Below are 20,706 nucleotides of genomic sequence, written 5' to 3'. Positions count from 1 at the left end.
AACAAAATGAAAATTGAATGTATGAAAAATCTTATTTATACCTTCGTGGGCAGCGTAACGCTTGTGTTGCTGACCAGCTGTAGTGCTGAGTTCGAGAACGGAACTCCCGAACCATGGCAACGCGAAATCAACCCCAATGAAAATTATGAGTACACCATCAAGCATCCTTGTCTGGTGAACACCGAAGCCGACTTTGAACGCGCACGCCGCAAAGTGAACGAACGTGCCGAACCTTGGATTAGCGGTTGGGAAAAATTGTGCGAAAGCCGATTTGCCCAACTGAGCTACAACGCAAACCCGCAAGAAGAAATTGTACGTCACTCGCAAGGCGGCAACTTCAATACGGCCGCTTTCGATGCCGGTGCCGCTTATCAGTTGGCTGTACGCTGGAAAATTTCGGGAGATGAAGATTATGCCAAGGCAGCTGTTAGAATTCTGAACGGATGGGCTAAGACTTGTAAGGGGGTGAATTATAAAACATGGCCCGACGACAGCCATCGTCTGCTTGCCGCCGGATTTATCGGATACCAGTTTGCTGCTCCCGCTGAATTGATGCGGGATTACGAAGGTTGGAAAACCGAAGATTTTGAAGTCTTCAAGAAATGGATAGATAAAACTTTCTATCCCATCTGTGATGATTTCTTGGATAACCACTTTAATTCTTCAGCCATTTCGGGCTGGATGAGTTGGGATTTGCCTGCCATGCTTACCATTCTTTCTATTGGCGTGCTGAACGATGACGATGCCAAGATTAAACAAGCCTTGGAATTTTTCTATCACGGAAAAGGTATGGGCTGTATCGAATGGTCGGTGAAAGGTATGCACGAGGATCCTGCGGGAAAAGTGAAAGGCAGACATTTGGCACAGAGCCAGGAGATGGGACGCGACCAGGGGCACGCTACTCTCAACGTAGGCTTGCACGCTTACTTCTGCCGTACAGCCTATAACATGGGCATCGACCTTTTTGCCTACAACGACAACATCATTCTTGACCTCTGCGAATATACGGCTAAGTATAACTTAACTTCGGCCGAAGATGTGGAAATGCCTTTCGAACCTTACTATCACCCCAAATACGGTTGGCATGAGAAGGTGTCGGCTGACGGTAAGGGGCGTGCCCGTCCGGGATGGGAACTCCTTTACAACCATTATGCCAAGGTGAAAGGTATGAATGCTCCATATTCGCAAGCTTTTGCCGAAAAAGAACGCCCCGAAGGATATGGCGAGCGTGGTACTGCCGAAGCCGGTGATTTGGGGTTTGGAACATTATTGTATACTGAAGAATAACTTTTTGAGATTTTCCTACTGATTTCAAGGAGTTAAGAGGTTAGGCTTCTTAACTCCTTGACGTTACTCAATGGAAACCCTTACAACCCTTTATCTTATGATAAATAGATTATTTTCTACCTTATTATTCCTTTCCTGTCTTTTTTGTGGTTTGTCCCCAACGGCAAAGGCGCAAAACAACGAGTGGGAAAATCCCACCCAATATGAGTGGAACAAAGAGAAACCACACGCTGACTTTCGCCTCTACGAGCGCGCAGATGATGCAGTGAACGATAATCCCCAAAAATCGCCTTGGCAATACTCGTTGAATGGTACGTGGAAATTTGTTTATGCTCCCTCTATCGCAGAAAGCATAAAAGATTTTTATCGTACAGATTTATCCGACAATGATTGGGATACAATTATTGTCCCTTCCAACTGGGAAATCCAAGGATTCGGTGAGCCGATAATCCGCAACATTCAGTATGTGTTTTCACCCAATCCACCTTATATCGACGTTGATAATCCTGTGGGGACTTACCGGCGCACATTTACGGTTCCTCAAAACTGGCAGGGGCGTGAAGTGTTGTTGCACTTCGGTTCCATCAGCGGCTACGCCCGTATCTATGTGAACGGGCAGCAGGTGGGGATGACTAAAGCATCCAAGACTCCGGCAGAATTTAATGTGACAAACTATTTGAAAAAAGGAGAGAACTTGCTTGCTGTACAGGTGTATCGCTGGCACGATGGCAGCTATATGGAAGACCAGGATTTTTGGCGTCTAAGCGGTATCGAACGCGATGTTTTCCTGACCGCTTATCCCCAAACGACCATTTGGGATTTCTTTCTGCATGCAGGACTGGACGATACCTACCGACACGGGCAATTCCGGGCTACTGTAGACTTGCGTTCGTTCAATACCAATGCAACCCTGCAAAAGGGGACACTTACACTTGATTTGAAGGACGCAGGGGGGAAGACTGTCCTATCTGCGCAGAAAGTATATTGTATCTCAGACATAAGTACTACACTTACTTTCGAAGGCACTGTGCGCAATGTGCGGAAATGGAGCGCCGAACACCCTTCGCTCTACGACTGTATCCTGACACTTCGATCCGATGGCGACAAGCAACAGACGGTAGTGGCTCATAAAGTCGGATTCCGCCGCATTGAGATTAAGAATGCACGGCTACTGGTAAATGGTGTACCCACCTATATAAAAGGTGTCAACCGTCACGAACACAATGATACGTTGGGACATGTGCAGACCCGCGAAATCATAATGAATGATTTGCGACTGATTAAACAACTGAACATGAACGCTGTTCGTACCAGTCATTATCCAAATCATCCGTTATTCTATCAATTGTGTGACCAATATGGTATCTATGTAGTGGATGAAGCCAATATTGAAACTCATGGAATGGGTTCGGTTCCTTATTTCAAAGATACCATCCCGCATCCTGCTTATCGTCCCGAATGGTATGCAGCCCACGTCGACCGTATCACCCGAATGGTGGAAAGGGATAAAAATCATCCATGTATCATCGGATGGTCATTAGGAAACGAATGTGGTAATGGAATCGTGTTCCACGATGAGTATAAGCGCTTGAAGAAATATGATCCCGGTCGTTTTGTACAGTTCGAGCAGGCTTGGGAGGATTGGAATACAGATGTTGTCTGTCCGATGTATCCCAATATGTGGAAAATAACAGAATATCGGAAGTCCGGCAAACAGCGACCGTTTATCATGTGTGAGTATGCTCACGCCCAAGGAAACAGCAATGGCAATTTTAAAGACCTTTGGGATATTATTTATGACAGCCCTAACTTGCAGGGCGGTTTTATCTGGGATTTTATGGATCAGGGATTTAAGGTAAAGACCGAACCAAGAGACGGACGTACTTATTGGACGTATAATGGTAAGATGGGGAGCTATAAATGGCTGGAAGATAAAAAAGGGGAACTAAACACGGGAACTGACGGTTTGATTTCTGCCAATGGTATTCCCAAACCACAAGCGTATGAAGTGAAGAAAGTGTATCAGTACATTCAGTTTAGCGCAAAAGACTTGGGGAAAGGAATTATTTCCATTAAAAACCGTTATGACTTTACCAATCTGGATGAGTATGCTTTTATATGGGAAATATACAAAAACGGAGAAAAAATATCTACAGGGGATTTCAACGTTGATTTAATACCTCACGAAGAGAAAGAGATACGTTTATCTCTTCCTGTTATTCCAGAAGACGGGAATGAGTATTTCCTTAATCTCTATGCGCACACCCGGGTTGCTACCGATTTAGTACCTGCCGGTTATGAAGTAGCTAGAGAGCAGATGCAATTAAATAAAAGTAGTTTCTTCACATCGCTTCCGCCTTGTTCGGGAAAACTATCTTATGAAACAAAAGATAATATTTTGTCTTTTCAATCGGGGGGCGTTTCTGGTAAGATTGATTTGAAAAAGGGAATCTTATTTGATTATATGATAAATGGCGAGCAACCTATCAAGCAATATCCCGAACCAGCCTTTTGGCGTGCTCCGATTGATAATGATTTTGGAAATAAAATGCCCACTTTGGCAGGTGTTTGGCGGACAGCTCATGTCAACCGTTATGTGAAGAAAGTGACAATAGACGAACAGAATGAAAAAGGATTATCCATCAGGATTGATTGGATATTAAATGATATTCAGGTTCCTTATATGATGGAATATTTGATCTGTAATAATGGTGCTATTGTTGTGACAGGCAGTATCGACCTGACAGGAACGAAACTTCCCGAACTTCCCCGTTTTGGTATGCGTATGGAATTGCATCAACCTTATGAAAACTTGGTCTATTACGGTAGAGGGCCTTTTGAGAACTATATCGACCGTTATTCGAGTTCCTTCATCGGACGATATGAGGATAAGGTTGAAAATCAGTTCTATTGGTATACACGTCCGCAGGAAACAGGAAATAAAACAGATGTTCGTTGGCTGTCCTTATTGGATAGCGAAGGGCAAGGAGTGAGAATTACAGGCTTGCAACCTATCGCATTTTCCGCTTTGCATTTCTCACCGGAAGACCTTGATCCCGGCCTGACCCGTAAATTGCAGCATACTATCGACATTGTTCCGCAAAAGAATATCTTTCTGCACGTTGACTTGAAGCAACGTGGATTAGGCGGCGATAATAGTTGGGGAATGTATCCGCACAATGAATATCGCTTGCTTGACAAGAAATATACTTATAGCTATATGATTGAATTGGTAAAAAAGAATTCAGATTAAGGCTATTATTTGAATCAGTGGCAGATAAAATCTTCAATAGCATTGAGTAAATAAATTCTCCCCTTCGTATTTGTTTTCCATATATAACAAATACGAAGGGACTATTTTTTTGTATAAAGGAATGTGCTCTTTTGGAGATTTTTATGTATGTTTGTCACATGTTTAATATGAAAGGAAGCGGTTGTAAGTGAAGAACACGATTAAATATCTGATTCTTTTAATCATATACTTGGTTTGTGGTGTAAATCTGCAAGCCCAGAATTATACATTTCGTAATGTAGTCATGTCCGATGGACTGTCCGGGTTATTGGTGAACGCCATTTATAAAGACTCGGAAGGTTTTGTCTGGCTAGGAACAGATAATTGTCTCGATCGTTTTGATGGTGTGAAAGTTCGCCATTATGAATTTCGAGGCGTGGATTCCGGAAGGAAGAAACGGGTGAACTGCATCACGGAAACAGCTGACGATCAACTTTGGGTAGGAAACGGTATCGGACTTTGGCGTCTGAATCGTGCGAACGGCCAGTTGGAGAGAATTGTTCCCGAAAAGATAGATTTTGCTGTAAATACCTTACTTCCGGATGGAGATATTCTCTATATCGGTACGGAGAAAGGATTGTTCATTCAAAAGGACGGGCAATTGCTCCAAGTCTTGACCGACCGGAATATGCTGGCTGCCTGTAATCGAATTATGGATCTCTGTCTGAATGAAGATAAAAGTGCGTTATGGCTGGCTACAGTACAAGGTTTGTTCTCTTATTCATTGAAAGATGGTAAGATTGATTCCTGGCATTTCCAGGAGAATGTTCCCGAGACCGATTACTTCCGTTGCCTGACTCGTATTGGAGAAACCCTTTATTTAGGTACAATGAGCCAGGGAGTAGTTCGTTTCGATATAAACAAAAAGAGCTTTTCGCATACGGTGTCTTTAGGCTGTGATGTCATTTCCGACATATCCAGTGATGGAAAGGAGACAATATACATTGCAACAGATGGTAATGGCGTTCATTTCCTTTCGCATAAAGCCCAACAAGTGACCCGTCGTTTTTGTCACGATGTAAGTGATAAAGAAGGTATTCGCAGTAATTCCATTTATTCACTATTGGTGGATGACAGAGGTGCTGTTTGGGTGGGGCACTTCCAGGCAGGTTTGGATTACTCACTTTATCAGAATGGTCTTTTCCGAACTTATGCTTATCCTCCTCTGTTTAACTCTGCCAATCTTTCCATTCGTTCTTTTGTCAACAGAGGACACGAAAAGGTCATCGGTTCACGTGACGGCTTGTATTATATAAATGAAGCTACCGGAGTCGTAAAGAGTTTTGTGAAACCTGTTTTGACTTCAGATTTGATATTGACAATCTGCTTTTATGAAGGCGAATATTATATCGGTACGTATGGCGGAGGTATGATGGTGTTGAATCCGGAGACATTATCTCTAAAATATTTTGCCCAGGGAGGAGATGGAGATGCAGAGCTGTTTCAGAAAGGACATATCTTTTGTGTGCGACCGGATGAGAAAGGAAATCTCTGGATAGGCACTTCACAGGGATTGTTCTGTTATAATAAACAGGCAAAGCAGATCAAACACTTTACCAGCGCCAATTCCCAATTGCCGGAAGGTAACGTTTATGAAGTTAGTTTTGACTCTACCGGCAAAGGATGGATTGCCACGGAAACCGGTATGTGTATATATGATCCTGCTTCTCAAAGTTTACGATCGAATGTGTTCCCTGAAGGATTTGTACATAGGGATAAGGTGCGCACCATTTACGAAGATACCGGACACGACCTTTATTTTATTCGTGAAAAGGGGAGTCTGTTTACCTCTACTTTAACGATGGATCGTTTTCGGAACCGTTCCGTCTTTTCCACGCTTCCGGACAATTCGCTGATGTCGATTGTGGAAGATAACCAGGGTTGGTTGTGGGTGGCTTGCAATGATGGATTGTTACGCATAAAGGAAGAAGGAGAAGAGTACGATGCCTTCACTTTCAATGATGGAGTACCGGGACCTACTTTTACGAATGGGGCTGCTTATAAAGATGAAAAAGGAATATTATGGTTCGGCAACACCAAAGGTTTGATTTATGTCGATCCGAAGCGGGTGGATGAAGTGCGTGGTAAAGTCCGTCCGATTGTGTTTACGGATATATTGGCTAATGGCATTTCTTTTACCAACCCGTCTTTAAAATATAATCAGAATAATCTGACTTTCTGTTTTACGGATTTTGCTTATGGGCTGCCTTCTGCCTTACTGTACGAATATCAGTTGGAAGGAGTGGATAAAGACTGGAAACTATTGGCTGCGCAGAATGAGGTTTCCTATTATGGATTATCTTCCGGAACTTATACGTTCCGTGTGCGCCTTCCGGGAAATGAACAGTCGGAAGCTGTTTATCAAGTGACGGTGCGTCCTATGATACCTTGGTGGGGATGGGCACTTTCTGTTTTATTAATTGTAGGCATTATTGCTTTTATACGATATTATGTGTGGAATCGTATGCGCCGCCTGCTTACTTCTCCTGCATCGGCAATCTCCGCACCCATAGAGAAGACACAGCAGAAAGACCGAACGATAGAACAAGCGGAAGTGATTTCTGAAGAGTCTTCTATCGCTGCAACCGAAGAAAAGTATAAAACTAACAGGCTGACTGAAGAAGAATGTAAAGAACTCCATAAGAAACTGGTTGCTTATGTGGAGAAAGAAAAGCCATATATTAATCCTGATTTGAAAATGGGCGACCTGGCTTCTGCTCTGGATACTTCTTCGCATTCATTATCGTATCTTTTGAATCAATATCTCAATCAGTCTTATTATGATTTTATAAACGAATACCGCGTCACTCAATTCAAGAAAATGGTGGTGGATAGTCAATATTCCCGCTATACATTAACTGCACTGGCAGAACTCTGCGGCTTCAGTTCTCGTGCTTCTTTCTTCCGCTCATTCAAAAAGAGTACGGGAGTCACTCCGAATGAATATATTCGTAGTATAGGTGGAACAGCCAAAGAAGAGTAACTTTTCGACTTATTATCACTGAAATCTATTTTATACTCATATCCCTTTCACCCTTCACACCGCCCTATTCATCGGGGTTAGAGGGTGAAGGACCTCCTTTCACCAAGTGGATTTTCCTTTTACTAGTCTTTTTCTCGTAATCTATTAATAGATAAGTTCTTCTTCTCCCTATACAAACTTCTTTTGCTCCTATTGCAAAGTTGTTTTTTATAGGGAGTAATCTATAAACGCAAGCTTTGTTTTTATAAATGAAACTTGCGTTTATAAAAACAAAGCTTGCAATTATATAATTGAAGCTTTCATTTATAGTTTGCCCTTAATCAAACGTAACTTTGCAATAAGTGCAAAGCAAGTTTATCTTTAATGAAACGGAATTTATCTATTAATGTTCGTACTTCATTAATAGCTTTGATGTGACAATGAAACGATCAAATAATAAAATTGAAGAGGGGAAGAGGATGGGAGCAAACGAGCGTAAGTGGAGCAAAGATACGTTGATTTGAGTGATTTGAGTCTCATTTTATAAAGTGATACTCTCTTTTTTGTGAACGTAATATATTGATAATTAGAATTGTATGTTTAAATAAGTCTACCTAGATTCATTGAGATTGATCTGCTTTATTTTCTGGCTGTTATATCCCAAATCGCCTCTATATTTGCATCGTGATCAAAACCGAAAAAGATAGTATTATGGAGACAACAGCTAACACTTCCGACAACATTATCACCCGTTCTTATGAAGAATATTATCAGGTGATTCTTACCTATATTACTTATCGTATCACTCATCGCTACGAAGCGGAGGATTTAACCCAGGATGTATTTGTACGTCTGCTGGACTACAAGCAAATGCTCCGTCCGGACACAGTGAAATATTTCTTGTTCACCATTGCCCGCAATATTGTAATCGACTATATCCGTCGTTATTATAAGAAACAGGAGATAGACAGCTACATCTATGATACTATGTCCACTTCTACCAATGAAACCGAAGAAAAAATTATCGGTGATGATTTAATGACAATGGAACGGACCCGCTTGGCAGCTATGCCCGAACAACGTCGGTTAATTTATACATTGAACCGCTTCGAAAATAAAACGTCTCCAGAAATCGCAAATGAACTGAATTTAAGCTGTAGGACGGTGGAAAACCATCTGTTTCTGGGACGTCGTGAAATGCGCGAGTTTTTCCGGAATTGTATATAATCTTATTCATTAATAAATAACCCTTTGTGCTTATGGAAAAGGAGTCAGAATTTACAAAGAGGTACTTGTATGCCTCACCTTATTTTAGAGAACAAAAAATTAATACTATTTTTAAACCTCAAATTTAATTTTATGAATGATATCTTAAAATGTTCGCCGAAAAGATTTTTATTTTCAATGGTGGTTGCTTCTGCCTTATTGACAGGAATACCCCAGAAGACTTATGCAGAAGTTGACAGGTCACAATCTGTGATGCAGACTGTGACTGTGAAGGGAACTGTGTTGGATGCAAATAATGAACCAATAATTGGTGCTAGTGTGCTGATGAAAGGAACTACTAATGGTACAATCACGGATATAGATGGAAACTTTACACTTAGCAATGTCAATCCGGGGACTTTGGTTGTTTCTTATATTGGATATAAAACAAGAGAAATTAATGTGAATGGTAGCGCACCTGTGAAAATTACATTGCAGGAAGATTCTGAAGTTTTGGATGAAGTGGTGGTTGTAGGCTATGGTACCCAAAAAAAATCTTCATTAACAGGTGCTGTTACGGTTGTAGGAGCTAAAATGCTTCAGGAAAAAGGAGGACTGTCTAGCCCATTGGAAGCTTTACAGGGGCAGGTGCCAGGTGTCATGATTACTCGTAGTTCCTCTGCTCCGGGAGATGAGAGTTGGGGATTGAGTTTGCGCGGTTCAGTGTCTGTGAATAGCACAGAACCATTAATTATCATTGATGGTGTGGCGTATGAGAGTGTGAACGAACTTCGGCTGTTGAATCCCAATGATATTGAATCAATGAACTTTTTGAAAGACGGTGCGGCTGCAATCTATGGTTCACGCGCTGCCGGTGGTGTTGTTTTAATTACTACAAAGAAAGGTGCTGAAGGTAAAGTAAAGGTAGAGTATAGTGGTAGTGCTACTTTGAAGACTGTTGGTTTGATGGCCTCTGCTATGAATATCGACCAATGGGCAGATGGTGTAATGACAGCATTGACTAATGATAAAAAGACATCTGACGTATGGTATACTTATGCCGAATTAGCGAAGAAATATAAAGGTTCTTATCTTGATATGCGTTACAGTCCTAATCCATTCGGTTCGACCAATTTTACTGATGTCGCTGATTTTGTATTTACGGATGATGTAAATTGGCTGGATACGCTTTTTGGCGATACATGGAGTACAGAACATAGTTTAAGTGTTTCCGGTGGTTCGGAGAAATCATCTTATCGTATTTCCATGAGTTATCTTTATGATGGTTCTACCTTACAATTTGGTAATAACAACAACCAGCGTTATAACTTTCGTATGAACAATACGTATAAGTTTACTAAGAACCTGAAATTAGATTCTTCTATTTCGTATAATCGTCAGGAACAAGTTGCGCCAACGCAGATTGAATCAGCTTTGTCTGCCACTTTACCTATGCCCGGTCTTCCTTTTGAATCATTGAATGGAAAACCATATGCTTGGGGAACATGGGGATCTCCTGCAGCTGTTGTACGTGATGGAGGTGACAATAAACTCTCTGTTTCTGCTATTTCATTAAGCGAAACTTTGAATTATCAGATTTTTGATTGGCTGTCAGCTAATGCCAATGTAGGATATAGTACAAGTACGGCAGCTCGTAATAAAACAACAAACGCTGTTACTTTTTATAATTATATGGGTGATGTAGAGGTACGGACAGACCCAAGCCAGGCAAACTCAACTTATACACAGACAAGTTCACGAACGGATTTTTACTCTGTCTCCGGATATTTGGCGGCTAATAAGACATTTGCTCAAAAACATAAGCTGAATTTGACGTTGGGCGCGCAGTATGAATTTAAAGAATACACTTATTTCGGTGTAATGGTTAAAGATATTCAGAACGGTATGGAAATAGTAAACGGTTCGGGGGATGTGACTCTGACTGGTGATGAGAAGAAGTATCAGAATGCAAACCTCTCTTATTTCGGACGTTTCAACTATGATTATGATGGACGTTATTTGTTGGAATTGAATGGACGTTATGACGGTTCTTCTAAATTCTTACCTGAAAACCGTTGGGATTTCTTTTATGGTGTTTCACTTGGATGGCGTATAAAAGAAGAATCTTTCTTGCAGAAAGTCGATTGGTTAAGTGATTTGAAATTACGCCTTTCCTATGCCGAAGTGGGTAATCAGAGTGGTATTGGAAATTATGATGGTGTACAGCTCTATAATCTGGTTGCGGCTGGAGATGATGGTGCATATATTGGTTCCAATAAGCTTTCTTATATTAAAACAAATGGAACTCTGGCCTCCACTACACGTAGTTGGGAACGTATTAAGAATTATAATATAGGTGTTGACTTTGGCTTTTTAAATGGAACTCTAACCGGTTCTGTTGAAGCGTTTATGAAGCATAATAATAATATGTTAGTGAATGTTACTTTTCCGGGGACGTTAGGTGATTCTGCTCCGAAAGCTAATGCCGGAAAGTTTGAAGGTTGGGGATATGAAGGTCAGCTTAATTATCGTAACCGGATTGGAGACGTAAATTATCATGTAGGTGGTACTTTTACTTTTGCCCGTAATGAATTAGTCGACTATGGTGGTACAACTGTGTTGAAATCAGGATATGTACAAACACAGCAAGGCTATCCACTAAATTCAATTTTCGGTCTGCGTTACGGAGGTAAAATTCAAAACGAGGAACAGCTGGCTGCTTACAAGACTAAGTATTATAATAATAATGGTATTGGTATGCCATCTAACTTGCGTGTAGGTGACAATATGTATTGCGATGAGAATGGAGATGGTGTGTTGGATGAAAAAGATTATATCTATTTGGGTAGTGATACTCCTGAAATATCTTATTCTTTCAACTTTGGCGCAGATTATAAAGGATTTGATATAAATGTCGTTTTTCAAGGAGCTGCCAATCGATTTGTTTATCGTCCGATTGATAACTGGACTGTTCCATTCCGTAGTAATTATACCAATACAAGCACTGCTTCTCTTGGTAACACATGGAGTCAAAATAACCGGGATGCTTACTACGCTCCATATACTAATGAAAGTAATATCAATAATTATAATTATCAGGCATCTTCTTTGACAGCGCAAGATGGCCGTTACCTTCGTTTGAAGAATGTGACAATCGGTTATACGTTTCCTGCCAAGCTTTTGAATAAAACAAAAGCGATTTCAGGTGCCCGTATATATGTGACAGGAGCAGATTTATGGGAGACCACCAAAATTAAAGATGGATGGGATCCGGAAGCATCGGCTCGAGATACCAATAATACTACTCAAGCTGCTAAGGGAGTGAAACGTTATCCGTTTACTCGTAACTTTACCATTGGAGCTAATTTAACCTTTTAAATAATTGATAATATGAAACTAAAGCAATATATAAAAGCTGCATGTCTTTTTTCCTTCATGGCGGTAACAACTTCCTGCATGAATTTAGAACCATTGTCGGATTTGGGTGATAATCTGGTGTGGAACAATGCTACCAATTTCCAGTTATTTGCCAATCAATTTTATAGTTGGCCTCATGACTTCAACCGTGCTGTATCAGACGAGCCTCATAGTGATTTTCGTTCAGATTTAGTGGCGGGTTCATCTATGAATGTGTATAGCCAGGGTACAAATGCTATTCCTGCTACAGATGCTAATTACACTAGACTATATAAACGTATCTATTATACTAACCTGTTGTTGAAGAATGCTGAAAGTTTTGCTGTACCTGCAGATATTGCAGTGCCTGTTGCTGAAGCAAAATTCTTCCGTGCATATAGTCATTTTGAGTTGGTGCAGCTTTATGGAGACGCCATCGTTCTTACGCAACCTTTAGACTTGGACTCTGAAATATTGTATGGGAAGCGTAATGATCGCGGTGAAGTGATAGATCAGGTAATTAAAGATTTGAAGGAGGCAGCCGGCAGTTTACCCGAAACGTCTTCCGAAGCCGGACGATTGAATAAATATATCGCTTATGCCATGTTGTCACGGGTAGCATTATATGAAGGTACCTGGCAAAAATTTCATACAAATGGAAAAGATGCTACTTCAAATACTACTCGCAGCACGGAACTGTTGACTATTGCCAGGGATGCAGCTAATGAGGTTATTAAAGGTGGTAAATATAAAATCTTCTATAATGAAAAATTAGCGAATGAGAGTTATCGTTATATGTTTACGTTAGAAGATGGAGCACAATGCAATCCGGCCAACCTTTCAAAGAGTGATAATACAGAATATATCTTTGTGAAACGTCATCGTAATGGAGATAAAACAGCATGGAATCTGACTCACGGTATGGTGGCAAATGCTTGTTATGTGACTCGTAAGTTGGCGAATATGTACCTTTGTTCTGACGGGTTGCCTATAGGGAAATCATCCAAGTTTCAACAATATGCCGGAGTAACTGATGAATTCCAAAATAGAGATAACCGTATGGGAAATAATATGCTGTATCATGGGCAACAGTATTGGAATAACGATGGAAAATGGCGTACAACCTGGACAGATGCAGATTTGACAAGTAGCCTGACCGCTAATGTACGTTCTGGTAGTGGCTATCAAAATCGTAAGTGGGGCACAGAACGTCAGTTGGAAGATTATTACGAATCTTATGACTTCCCGGTTATTCGTTATGCGGAAGTGTTGCTGAATTATGCCGAAGCTGTTTATGAACTAAATGGTACTATAACGGATCCGGAATTAGATTATTCTTTAAATCTGGTTCGTCTTCGTGTCAATCCGGATATGCCAAAATTGAGTAGCAAATTGGTTTCGGCAAACAATCTTTCAATGCGTGAAGAAATCCGTAGGGAGCGTACTGTTGAACTTGTACTGGAAGGTTTTCGCATTGATGATCTGAAACGTTGGGCTACTGCACCTGTTGAGATGCCGCAAGATCAGCTTGGAGTGCAAGTTACAGGGACTTGGTTTGAAACCAACTGGACTGATCATAAACGTTCGCTTAGTAGTGACGGCTGCCTTATACTCTATAGTGATCGTACCTGGAATGATAAACTTTATCTTTATCCGCTACCTTCTGACCAGTTGCAGTTGAATCCACAATTGGAACAGAATCCGGGATGGAAAAACTAAGATGTATTATTGTAATAATGAATAAAAGAAAAAACGTATGAAACAGATATTAAAATATGGGTTAGGTTGTCTGTTTATGACAGCGGTCGTTTCCACATTTCTGTCATGTGATGATAATGATGAGGTATCCCCACTATCTAAAGCGATTTATCCTAAATCGGTAGAAATGATTATTTCAGAAGATTTACAACAACTTATTTATGTGGATGACACGAAAGTGAAAGTCTTGCCCTTAGTAAAAGGAGAGAAAATAGAGTTGGGCTATAATATAACTCCTGATGATGTTACTTATAAAGAGGTAAATTGGACTTCCAGTAATGCAAACGTAGCTACAGTAGATGCTAATGGAACAGTAAATGCTGTTAGTGGTGACGGTACAGGTGTAGCGGTGATTCAAGTTGCCCCCAGTGTTTATTATTCGGGTAGCGATGTGGCTAGTGCTTTGAAAGTGTTGGTTGTGAATTCACTGATTAGTGCGGAGAGTATTACGATTACTTCAAGTGCAGATAATGTATATGCAGGAGAAACTGTACAGTTGACAGCTGGGATTTTACCATCTGACGCGACTTATAAAACTGTGAAGTGGTCAAGTTCTGACGAAACTGTTGCTACAGTAGATAAGAATGGAGTTGTTACAGGTTTGGACAGCGGTAAAGGTGCGGCTGTGCCCGTTACTATTACTGCAACTTCTTTAGATGGCGCAAATGTGATCGCAACTAAAGAAATTATCGTGAACTCAATTGTACAACCGGAGGAGGTAGCTATTGACCAAAATTACTCATCGACTAATGGCTATGAATTTGCTATTGCAGAAAAGAGCGTTGCTTTGAACTTTACAACAGTGCCGGAAAATTGTACCAAGTCATTGATAGAGTGGACATCAAGTGATGAAACTATTGCTACGGTGAAGGCAGGTGTTGTTACTTTCAATGCGAATGGGGTGTTTGGCAAGGTTACTATAACTGCCACCTGTCCGGAAACAGGTAATTCTTCGTCTATAGAGTTGAATTTGGCAGAAGGATTAATACGGGAGCTTTTCCGTAATGAGAATTATACATGGGCTAATGCTTCAAATGCGGAATCACATACATGGAATAAAGATGGAGGCTATATAACGATCAATACAAAATTAACCGGTGGTAAATGCCGTGGAGATTTGATTTGTAAGAGTACAACCTCTTGGTTACATTCTGGCAATTATCCTATTTTCGCAGTTCGCATGGATGATGTGAAAGATTATGAGGGAGTAACTGCACGTAATATAACTCTTGACGCATCCGGGATGTGTGATGGTACTAAATATTCCGGTGGTCTAGACGGAAATAACAATAAATGGCTGAATGATTATAAATGTAGCGATGGAAGTCATGTGCTTATTTATGATATGGCCAGTCAGAAATGGGGTACAGGTGGTTTACTCCCGGCAACTGCTGTTGCATCGTTTACAACTCTTCAATTCAAATATGCTGATATTGTATCGTCTACAGCTGTAAGTTATAATGTTTACTGGGTTCAGACGTTCAAAACATTACAGGATGTGCAAGCATATATTAAGTCAGAAGGGCTGACTTATGAAGTGATAAAATAATAGAATAATAAATTAAGGCTCAAAATAGATTCTTTATGAATAAAAATACAATTAAGATAATGGGTTTCGCACTGCTGATAGCAGTGCAGACCTCCTGCCGTGAGAATGAATTCGGAGTAGTGGATTTGACACTCCCGGAAGGAGTATATGTTCCGGTAGAAGCTGAATATACTTACAATCATCCTTGTGCGATGTTTAATCAGGCAGATTTTGATAGGGTAAAGAAAATGCTGAATGATGGGACTGCACCTCAAAAAGTAAAGGATGAGTTTGAAAATCTGAAAAACTCCAGTTATGTATCAGCTTCTTCCTATACCCCGCAACCACAGACAAAGATTGTTCGTGGTGATGTAACTGGAACGGGATTTAGTAGTGAAAACTACAGCTATGCTATGGAGGATGCTGCAGCTGCTTATCAGATGGCGCTTTTATGGAAACTTACCGTTACTGAACAGTATGCAAAGAATGTGGTTAACATTTTAAATCAATGGGCTGCAACCTGTACGGAAGTGACTTCAAATGATGCTAATCATAAATTAGCGGCAGGTGCGCAAGGATATACTTTTGCTAATGCGGCAGAAATAATGCAAACCTATGATGGTTGGACGGAAGCAGATAAAACAACTTTTAAAACGTGGATGGTGAAAGTATTCGCTTCTAAAAATAAAGATTTTCTGGATAATCATCAAGGTAGTAACAATTGTGCTTTACATTACTGGTCGAATTGGGATTTAGTTAATATGTGCTCCTATTTGTCTATTGGTATTTTAACTGAAGATGATGATATGGTTAACTATATTGTGAACTACTTTTATAATGGTGTTGGCAATGGAGCTCTTAATAATTTAATCCAGGGTACTCATGTTGATCCACTGTCTGGTGAAGAGATATGTCAGAATCAGGAAAGCGGACGCGACCAGGGGCATGCTCAAATGTCGGCAGCCGTAACAGCTAATCTTTGTCAGATAGCTTATACATTCTATCAGGATAATAAAGACATTTCCCGACTAGATTTCTTCGCGGCTAATAATAACGCAGTTATGAAAATGGGTGAATATGTAGCACTTAGCAATGCAACGGATGGAGTGAAAAATGACAATTCGGATGGTACCTGGCTGATTGATATAACAAAAATACCTTTTAAAGAGTATCAGTACTGTACAAATTGTACATGTAAAGATAAAAATCACGGACAAGATCATAAGGTAGTATCTGACGATGGTCGTGGGGAAGTTCGTCCCGGATGGGAAATTTTCTATACTCACTATGCAAAGATTAAGGGATTGAGCAGTGGTTATAAGTATGCTCAAGTACTGGCGGATAAAATGCGTCCTGAAGGTGGGGCAGGAGAGACTGCTAATCGCTACGGTTCTAATAGTGGCGCTTTTGACCAATTGGGCTGGGCTACGTTAATGTTATATCGTGAATAAAATGGGTATGAGTTTTTAGATAAATAGAAAAAAGTTGGAAAGGGATTAGGTATTTACCTAATCCCTTTCGTATATATAAATAAATAGGTCAGTAAATAGATTGTTTTGAAATCAGAGATAGGATTCAGTTTTAAAAGTGATTGGTTTTTATATAAGGTAGAAAGAACCTGTTTTTAGGAATAACGAATCTAGTTTTGAATGAAATTGATTAGTAAGGTATATGCGTAAAAAGATTCTGTTTTTAGCAGGAATGATGGCTTGCAGTTCATGGGCAGGCGCACAAGAAATTTCTAAGACCTGGGTGGCTGATAAGGGGAATGGAACTTATCAGAACCCGGTTCTTCATGCTGACTATTCAGACCCGGATATCTGTGCGGCCGGAGATGATTTCTATATGACAGCATCCAGTTTTAATTGTATTCCCGGAATTCCTATTCTTCATTCCAATGATTTGGTTAATTGGTCGTTAGTAAACTATGCGTTACCGGTTCAAGAGCCGGAACCTTTCTTCGATAAGGCACAGCATGGTAAAGGCGTATGGGCACCGGCCATTCGTTTTCATAACGGAGAATTTTATATTTACTGGGGTGATCCGGATTATGGAATCTATATGATTAAAACCAAAGACCCGAAAGGAAAATGGAGCAAACCTGTATTGGTAAAAGCAGGGAAAGGAATGATTGATGCAACTCCTTTGTGGGACGAAGACGGGAAAGTATATCTGATACATGCTTATGCCGGAAGTCGTAGTGGGGTGAACAGTATCCTCGTCATTTGCGAACTGAATCCAGAAGGAACAGAAGTTATTTCCGATCCGGTGATGGTGTTCGACGGAAATGATGGAAAGAATCATACCGTAGAAGGACCGAAGCTCTATAAACGCAACGGATACTATTATATTTTTGCTCCGGCAGGAGGTGTCGCAACCGGTTGGCAATTGGTACTTCGCTCAAAGAATATCTATGGCCCTTACGAATCGAAAATCGTGATGGCACAAGGAAAGACAACGATAAACGGACCTCATCAGGGTGGCTGGGTAGACACCAACACAGGAGAATCCTGGTTCGTCCATTTTCAAGATAAAGGCGCTTACGGACGTGTGATTCATCTGAATCCGATGATGTGGGTAAATGACTGGCCTGTAATCGGAGTGGACAAGGATAAAGATGGTTGCGGTGAACCTGTAACGACTTATAAGAAACCGAATGTGGGAAAGACCTATCCGATCGCTACTCCGCCGGAGAGTGACGAATTCAATACCCGGCATTTGGGATTACAATGGCAATGGCATGCCAATAAAAAAGACACTTACGGGTTTACTACCGATTTGGGATTTATCCGTCTTTATGCAGGCAGCCTTTCGAAAGAGTTTGTGAACTTCTGGGAAGTTCCTAATCTGTTGATGCAAAAGTTCCCGGCTGAAGAGTTTACAGCTACGACCAAGCTGACATTTACTGCCAAGCAGGATGGAGAACAAGCCGGAATTATTGTGATGGGATGGGATTATAGTTATCTTTCTATTCGCAAAGCGGGGGATCAGTTTATTCTGCAACAGGCAGTTTGTAAGGACGCGGAACAGCAAAATCCCGAACAGATAAAAGAATTGGCAAACATTCCGGTAAAATATCTAAAGATGCCGGGAGTAGCAGATAATGAATGGCAAACAGTTTACTTGCAAGTAAAGGTTCGGAAAGGAGCCGTTTGTACATTTGCTTATAGTCTGGACGGGAAGAAATATACGACAGTAGGAGAGTCTTTCACAGCCCGTCAGGGCAAATGGATTGGAGCCAAAGTCGGACTATTCTGTGTGACTCCGAATGAAGGCAATCGGGGATGGGCAGATGTCGATTGGTTTCGGATGAATAAGTAATTGACCAATCAATAATTGACAAAGAGAAATAAAGATTAAGAATTAACTCGAAGATATCAGATTAAGATGAAAAAGATTGTAGTAGGTTTGGCTGTGATGTTAGGTTTCTGTACGTGTGTTCATCAGCCGTCCGGTACATTGGATGTGAATAAGGCATTGGACTATTGTGCAGAGCAGACACAACGTACGCTTGCGGAACTGAAAACAGACTCCGGCATCGACTATACAATGATGCCACGTAATATCATGACTGACGAACATCATTGGAATTGTCGGAAAGCGACGAAGGAAGAATGGTGTGCCGGTTTCTGGCCCGGAGTATTGTGGTATGATTACGAATATACGAAAGATAAACAGATTCAGAAAGAAGCGGAGAAGTTCACGAACTCACTAGAATTCCTTTCCAAGACTCCGGCTTTCGACCATGATTTGGGCTTCCTCGTGTTCTGTAGCTACGGAAATGGTTACCGCCTGACCAAGAATCCGGCTTACAAACAAGTGATTCTTGATACAGCCGATACGTTGGCTACTCTGTTCAATCCTATCGTAGGAACCATCCTTTCATGGCCTCGTGAAGTGGAGCCCCGCAACTGGCCGCACAATACCATCATGGATAACATGATTAACCTCGAAATGCTTTTCTGGGCAGCGAAGAATGGTGGAAATCCTTATTTATATGATATTGCCGTTTCTCATGCCGATAAAACGATGAAATGCCAGTTCCGTCCCGACTATACATCTTACCATGTAGCGGTATACGACACCATTACAGGTAATCTGATAAAAGGAGTAACCCACCAAGGTTATGCTGACAGTACCATGTGGGCGCGTGGTCAGGCATGGGCAATCTATGGATACACGGTAGTTTATCGTGAAACGAAAGATCCTAAGTATCTTGATTTCGCGCAGAAAGTGACAGATGTCTATCTCGAACGTCTGCCGGAAGACAAGGTTCCTTATTGGGATTTCAGTGCACCGGGAATACCGGATGCTCCGCGTGACGCTTCTGCTGCGGCAGTGGTGGCCTCTGCTTTGCTTGAATTATCCACTTACCTCCCGAATGGAACAGGAAAACGTTATAAAGATGCAGCTATTGAAATGCTGGCAAGCCTGAACTCTGACAGCTATCAGAGTGGTAAAAGCAAACCGTCATTTCTGTTGCATAGTGTAGGACACTGGCCCGCTCATTCTGAAATAGATGCTTCTATTATTTATGCAGATTATTATTATATCGAAGCCTTGTTGAGGCTGAAACGTCTGCAAGAAGGACACGGGGTATTGGGATAACAGTATTACCGGGCTTATGAATACGGTAATATCAAAGTATCGGTAGAACTAATAAAGTGAATAGTCCGATTAGAATAGGTGATAGTGTAAAAAAGGAAAAGCTCTGCAAGAACGAAGGTTCTATACAGAGCTTTTTTTACTGGTTAGGGTTAGGCTTATTATTATTTTACCTTGATGATGTCATAATTCAAATTGCTGACAGCTTCTTGCAAGCTATCGTTCACCAAACGAAGAGTGGTGTCGTTAACAACCACGAAATACATCGGAGCTTCACCATCTTTCGGAGTTAACTTAACAGCAGTAACAGGTTTTTTGTTCACAACCTTGTGTACAGTCTCTTGTTTTCCTTTCGAAGTGAAAGTCTTGTTTTGTCCTTGACCTTCAGCGTCGAGGTAAGTCATATCCAGTGTGTACACTGTATCTACACCGTCAGTTGCAGCATTTAGGGTCAGTACATAGTCAATACCCGGACCGTCGGCAGCAGGAAGAGTACCTTCATAAACTTCAGTCAATTCGGTAATCGGAGTCATCGCAAGAGCTAGACTGTCTGCTTGTGCCTCTGCGGCTTTGTTTGCTTTTGATTGGCATGATGCCAAAGCAGCTACGACTGCTGCTAACATAATTACTTTTTTCATCGTTAAGTGCTTTAAGTTAATATAAATATAGTGA

Annotated in this window: 11 protein-coding genes; 10 read left to right on the top strand and 1 reads right to left on the bottom strand. The window is 41.0% G+C overall.

All coding sequences use genetic code 11. The annotated features are described in order from the left end of the window. Positions 1–21 precede the first annotated feature (21 nt). From DW862_RS05345 to DW862_RS05300, 10 genes are all read left to right on the top strand, one after another. Positions 22–1,287, top strand: coding sequence for an alginate lyase family protein (locus tag DW862_RS05345; RefSeq protein ID WP_044130664.1), 1,266 nt, complete (start codon positions 22–24; stop codon positions 1,285–1,287). A 97-nt stretch (positions 1,288–1,384) separates the two neighbouring features. Next, a complete protein-coding gene (locus DW862_RS05340) occupies positions 1,385–4,540 on the top strand; it encodes a glycoside hydrolase family 2 TIM barrel-domain containing protein (protein ID WP_004316024.1) in 3,156 nt (1,051 codons plus the stop codon). 187 nt (positions 4,541–4,727) lie between these two features. Then, positions 4,728–7,562 (top strand): two-component regulator propeller domain-containing protein, encoded by a 2,835-nt coding sequence (locus DW862_RS05335; RefSeq protein WP_120067411.1) that lies wholly within the window; start codon positions 4,728–4,730, stop codon positions 7,560–7,562. A 690-nt stretch (positions 7,563–8,252) separates the two neighbouring features. Further along, the gene (locus DW862_RS05330) at positions 8,253–8,768 is read left to right on the top strand and encodes an RNA polymerase sigma-70 factor (RefSeq protein WP_008021654.1); all 516 of its coding nucleotides are present in this window, start codon (positions 8,253–8,255) and stop codon (positions 8,766–8,768) included. Between the two features lie 69 nt (positions 8,769–8,837). Then, positions 8,838–12,125, top strand: a complete 3,288-nt coding sequence (locus tag DW862_RS05325; protein WP_120067410.1) for a TonB-dependent receptor — start codon at positions 8,838–8,840, stop codon at positions 12,123–12,125. Positions 12,126–12,137: 12 nt separating this feature from the next. Next, positions 12,138–13,862, top strand: a complete 1,725-nt coding sequence (locus DW862_RS05320) for a RagB/SusD family nutrient uptake outer membrane protein (protein WP_008648422.1) — start codon at positions 12,138–12,140, stop codon at positions 13,860–13,862. Positions 13,863–13,899: 37 nt separating this feature from the next. Continuing rightward, positions 13,900–15,450: an Ig-like domain-containing protein gene (locus DW862_RS05315; protein ID WP_120067409.1), complete on the top strand. Its 1,551-nt coding sequence runs from the start codon at positions 13,900–13,902 to the stop codon at positions 15,448–15,450. A 35-nt stretch (positions 15,451–15,485) separates the two neighbouring features. Next, the gene (locus DW862_RS05310; RefSeq protein WP_120067408.1) at positions 15,486–16,880 is read left to right on the top strand and encodes an alginate lyase family protein; all 1,395 of its coding nucleotides are present in this window, start codon (positions 15,486–15,488) and stop codon (positions 16,878–16,880) included. Positions 16,881–17,100: 220 nt separating this feature from the next. Further along, the gene (locus DW862_RS05305; protein WP_120067407.1) at positions 17,101–18,750 is read left to right on the top strand and encodes a glycoside hydrolase 43 family protein; all 1,650 of its coding nucleotides are present in this window, start codon (positions 17,101–17,103) and stop codon (positions 18,748–18,750) included. 66 nt (positions 18,751–18,816) lie between these two features. Then, positions 18,817–20,037, top strand: a complete 1,221-nt coding sequence (locus DW862_RS05300; protein ID WP_008648414.1) for a glycoside hydrolase family 88 protein — start codon at positions 18,817–18,819, stop codon at positions 20,035–20,037. 161 nt (positions 20,038–20,198) lie between these two features. On the opposite strand, the gene DW862_RS05295 is transcribed toward DW862_RS05300, so the two are convergent. Beyond that, positions 20,199–20,672, bottom strand: a complete 474-nt coding sequence (locus DW862_RS05295) for a copper resistance protein NlpE N-terminal domain-containing protein (RefSeq protein WP_165861883.1) — start codon at positions 20,670–20,672, stop codon at positions 20,199–20,201. Positions 20,673–20,706: the final 34 nt, after the last annotated feature.

Source organism: Bacteroides sp. AM37-9 (assembly GCF_003603455.1).
Taxonomy (GTDB): domain Bacteria; phylum Bacteroidota; class Bacteroidia; order Bacteroidales; family Bacteroidaceae; genus Bacteroides; species Bacteroides xylanisolvens.
Note: the sequence above shows the minus strand (reverse complement) of the source record. Positions and strands in the feature narration are given on the sequence as shown.